The following is a 2,995-nucleotide window of genomic DNA, read 5'->3' on the forward strand; positions in this document are numbered from 1 at the left end:
AACTCAGTGCATTGTTTAAGAATTAGGCAACTATGGACCAGGCATGTCTTCTATCTGAATTAAGCAACAAAACCAATTTTGTTTTCAATTTTCACTTCCACTCCCGTTTAGATATCTCAGCCCTGAACTTAACAGTATCTTTTACACAACTGACCACATATTCAGTTATTAGAAAAAATAGGTCAAATGATGACAAAGGAACTGTGGCCTTAGTCTTAGGTTAACCAACAATGGGGCAGAGATTAGCCAGGCAGAGAATCGCTAAGGTTCCAACCTGCATAGAAAATGCGTTGAAACCTTAGTTTCTATGAAACACCAACTAGATTGAAAATAAACAAACTAAAACCAATCATCCTCAAAGGAAAATAACTCGGATGGATCCATGTTTAAAAGCTGATTTTCAAAGCGCGATGCTTTAACTCTCTCCTTTAAATGCACCTGCAACTGCTTAACAGTTTTTACATCTTGGCATTTTTCATGTAACTCTATCGTTTCTCTTTCTAACGTAGCCCGATACTGTCTTAGGCCTTTTTCGCGTCTGGCCTTGTTACCACCACCAAACTTTTGCCAAATAATACTTTTTAAATCATGACCATGTTGGAGCTCTTGATACGCAATATTCAAATGCCTAAGTTTTTCTTCGAGCGTCGCTTGTAAACGCTCAATCATTTCACTATCCATTATCATCTCGTGATCAGGTAAGTATTGCTGAGCCATTAACAATAACGCTACGACATCTTTATCTTTCTTCGCCTGTGATAACTGCTGCATTAAAGCGCTTTTTTCAATCTTCTTTTTCTCGTCCGTTTCCCTATCTGGATGCAACTGCTTTGCCAACTGGCGATAGAGTTTTGTCATTTGCTTATCACTGTAAAGCGCTTGACTTTTTTCGTTATATGGCGATTTAGAGTTTACTGGCTCATTGTCCTGAGAAAAAAAGTTATCAGCTCCCCAATCAATATCATCGTCCGCTTCTGACTGCTCTTTTTCGACTTTTTCAGCCATCAGTGCTTGTAGATAGTCGTGAAACTTACGAGGGTCCTCAACCATCTCCAACAGCTGTTCATTACTGATGTTGATATCCTCACCAAGCATCATAGAGATCTCTTCTCGGAGCTCATTAAGCTGCTCTCCAGTCATCGAGCCCGTACCAGGTTGACTGGTAACATCGGACATCAACGCTTCATCAAAGGCGTGGCGCAGTTCATCGGTATTGATAGGGTTAAATGGGTTGGCTTCTAAAATACTCAATTCTTCTAGTATCCAGTCATACAGCGCTTCACGTTGTGCACCTTTAATCGTTTTACGTTGAGTAAAGGAAATTAAATGATGAATCCACTTTTCTGTCGCTAAACAAACCGCTTGCTCTTGTGGTTCAGCATACGTTTTGAATTCGAGATGAAAACTGTCTAACTTGGCTTGATATCGCTCGTTACGACGTTGTTTTTTTTCGACCTCCTCCCACAGTTGATTGAGTTTGCTCTTCTTCTTTTTCGAGGCAGGGAGGGTTGTTAAGGAAGATATAGTCACAGCATTCATAGTCATAAAATATTTAAGAGTGTTGGTAGCAGTCTACCTTTAACAAGTCGAAATAAGTAGCGTGTAGGGTTTTCAACCAACATTATGATGGTTTTACCGCACTCTGACACTTTAATTAAGCTCACCCTATAGAAATGAATCAAGACGACCAATTGAAAATAGGTCAATGAACGAGTAAAAGCTCTATCCAACAATGGGGCAAAAACGTGCTAGCACGTCTCTGGACAGAAGTTTGCTAGCGACTTTCCTAAATTAGCGATTCATGAATAACTTCAGGTATTGCAAACCTCCAATCAAGTGGCCAAATTCACTCAGCCACTACACACCCCGTTAACCAAAGTTGAATATTCATTGCATCAAGAGCTGCATAGAGTGCAGGCTAAAAAAGGTTTATGTCCCCACCTACGGTTCGCACATTTTCTTCCATATTCCAATGCCAAAATCGTGGTCACAAAAGAAAAGAGAACGCATGGATGACAAGCCTCACAAACAAAGGCCGGACAAAAATAATCTGGGAAAAGCACTGCTTGATACGATATATTCAGAGGATTGTATGGTTTGGGATTCAAGAGTCACCAAGCTTTGGGCTTTTGTTGGAAAAATTGAGGTTGTTTAGTGACTATTTGGTTTTTGATTTGCGTTTTGTTTTATCTCTGGCCTGCGGTGATTATTTCACTATATGCAGGTGAAAAAGGAAGAAGTAGCGCGGCTTACTTCTTCCTTTCTGTGCTATTTACACCTGTAGTCTCATCTTTGATGTTAATTGCTGGCGGTGAAAAAAGAGAGATTAAAAATAATGCTCTTTAATTTTGTAAGGCGCGTTACTTTTGTTTCTGTGCTAGCTATATCAACTCTTGGCTGTCAATCAACGACATCGACAGTAGAGATTGAAAATGCTCTTGAGGATGGCACACACTGCGCCAGTGCATGGCTGTATGGCTGTATGGTTATGCTAGTGCCGTTGAGTTCGGGGATTTAAAAAAAGGCGGATACCAGTCGTTTTTTAATGGTGAAACAGTATCATTTACTGACCACAACCACGTAATAGAAGTTCCGATTAATAGTGAAGGTGAGAGTGAGTACATGGCGGCAACTCCTGACGGCCTTTTATTGTTCGGGTGGCAGATGAGCGAGGATGGAAAGCGGTATATAATCCAAGAAAACGTGCCTGCTAGTAGTTACAGCCTTAAGCACGGATGTCTATCTGGAGAGCCCATTAAAGATATAGAGAAAATCAAAGATTACAGTAAGAATAATTTGAGGCTTTAGCTGTAAAAAGCCCGCGAGCCTGTAATTTAAATTCAGCGCTTTATATTAACTTGAATTTCTACTCCTGACACACGATGTACGAAAGTAAAATGCTCTTGGCTTCTAGTGCTAATAATACCAATTTGATTATTTAATTGGTCAGCTTAGTCCAACTTCGGTAGCACATAGATATAACCTTCTCAGTCGA

Annotated in this window: 4 protein-coding genes; 3 read left to right on the top strand and 1 reads right to left on the bottom strand. The window is 40.1% G+C overall.

Annotated elements, in window-relative coordinates; genetic code table 11:
* Positions 1-339: 339 nt before the first annotated feature.
* A complete protein-coding gene (locus Q1A70_RS19410; protein WP_299695563.1) occupies positions 340-1,539 on the bottom strand; it encodes a J domain-containing protein in 1,200 nt (399 codons plus the stop codon).
* Between the two features lie 340 nt (positions 1,540-1,879).
* Here Q1A70_RS19410 and Q1A70_RS19415 point away from each other — a divergent pair, with 340 nt between their 5' ends.
* The 3 genes from Q1A70_RS19415 to Q1A70_RS19425 all read left to right on the top strand — a co-directional run bounded on the left by Q1A70_RS19415 (position 1,880) and on the right by Q1A70_RS19425 (position 2,808).
* Entirely contained in the window at positions 1,880-2,155 is a 276-nt protein-coding gene (locus Q1A70_RS19415; protein WP_299695565.1) for a RusA family crossover junction endodeoxyribonuclease, read from the top strand.
* Entirely contained in the window at positions 2,155-2,346 is a 192-nt protein-coding gene (locus Q1A70_RS19420) for a hypothetical protein (RefSeq protein WP_299695567.1), read from the top strand. Before Q1A70_RS19415 ends, Q1A70_RS19420 begins: the two co-directional genes overlap by 1 nt.
* 120 nt (positions 2,347-2,466) lie before the next feature.
* Positions 2,467-2,808 carry a hypothetical protein gene (locus tag Q1A70_RS19425; protein ID WP_299695569.1) on the top strand — a complete coding sequence of 114 codons (342 nt, stop codon included), beginning with the start codon at positions 2,467-2,469 and terminating at the stop codon, positions 2,806-2,808.
* The last annotated feature ends 187 nt before the right edge of the window (positions 2,809-2,995 follow it).

Source organism: uncultured Vibrio sp., from assembly GCF_947488985.1.
Classification (GTDB): Bacteria; Pseudomonadota; Gammaproteobacteria; order Enterobacterales; family Vibrionaceae; genus Vibrio.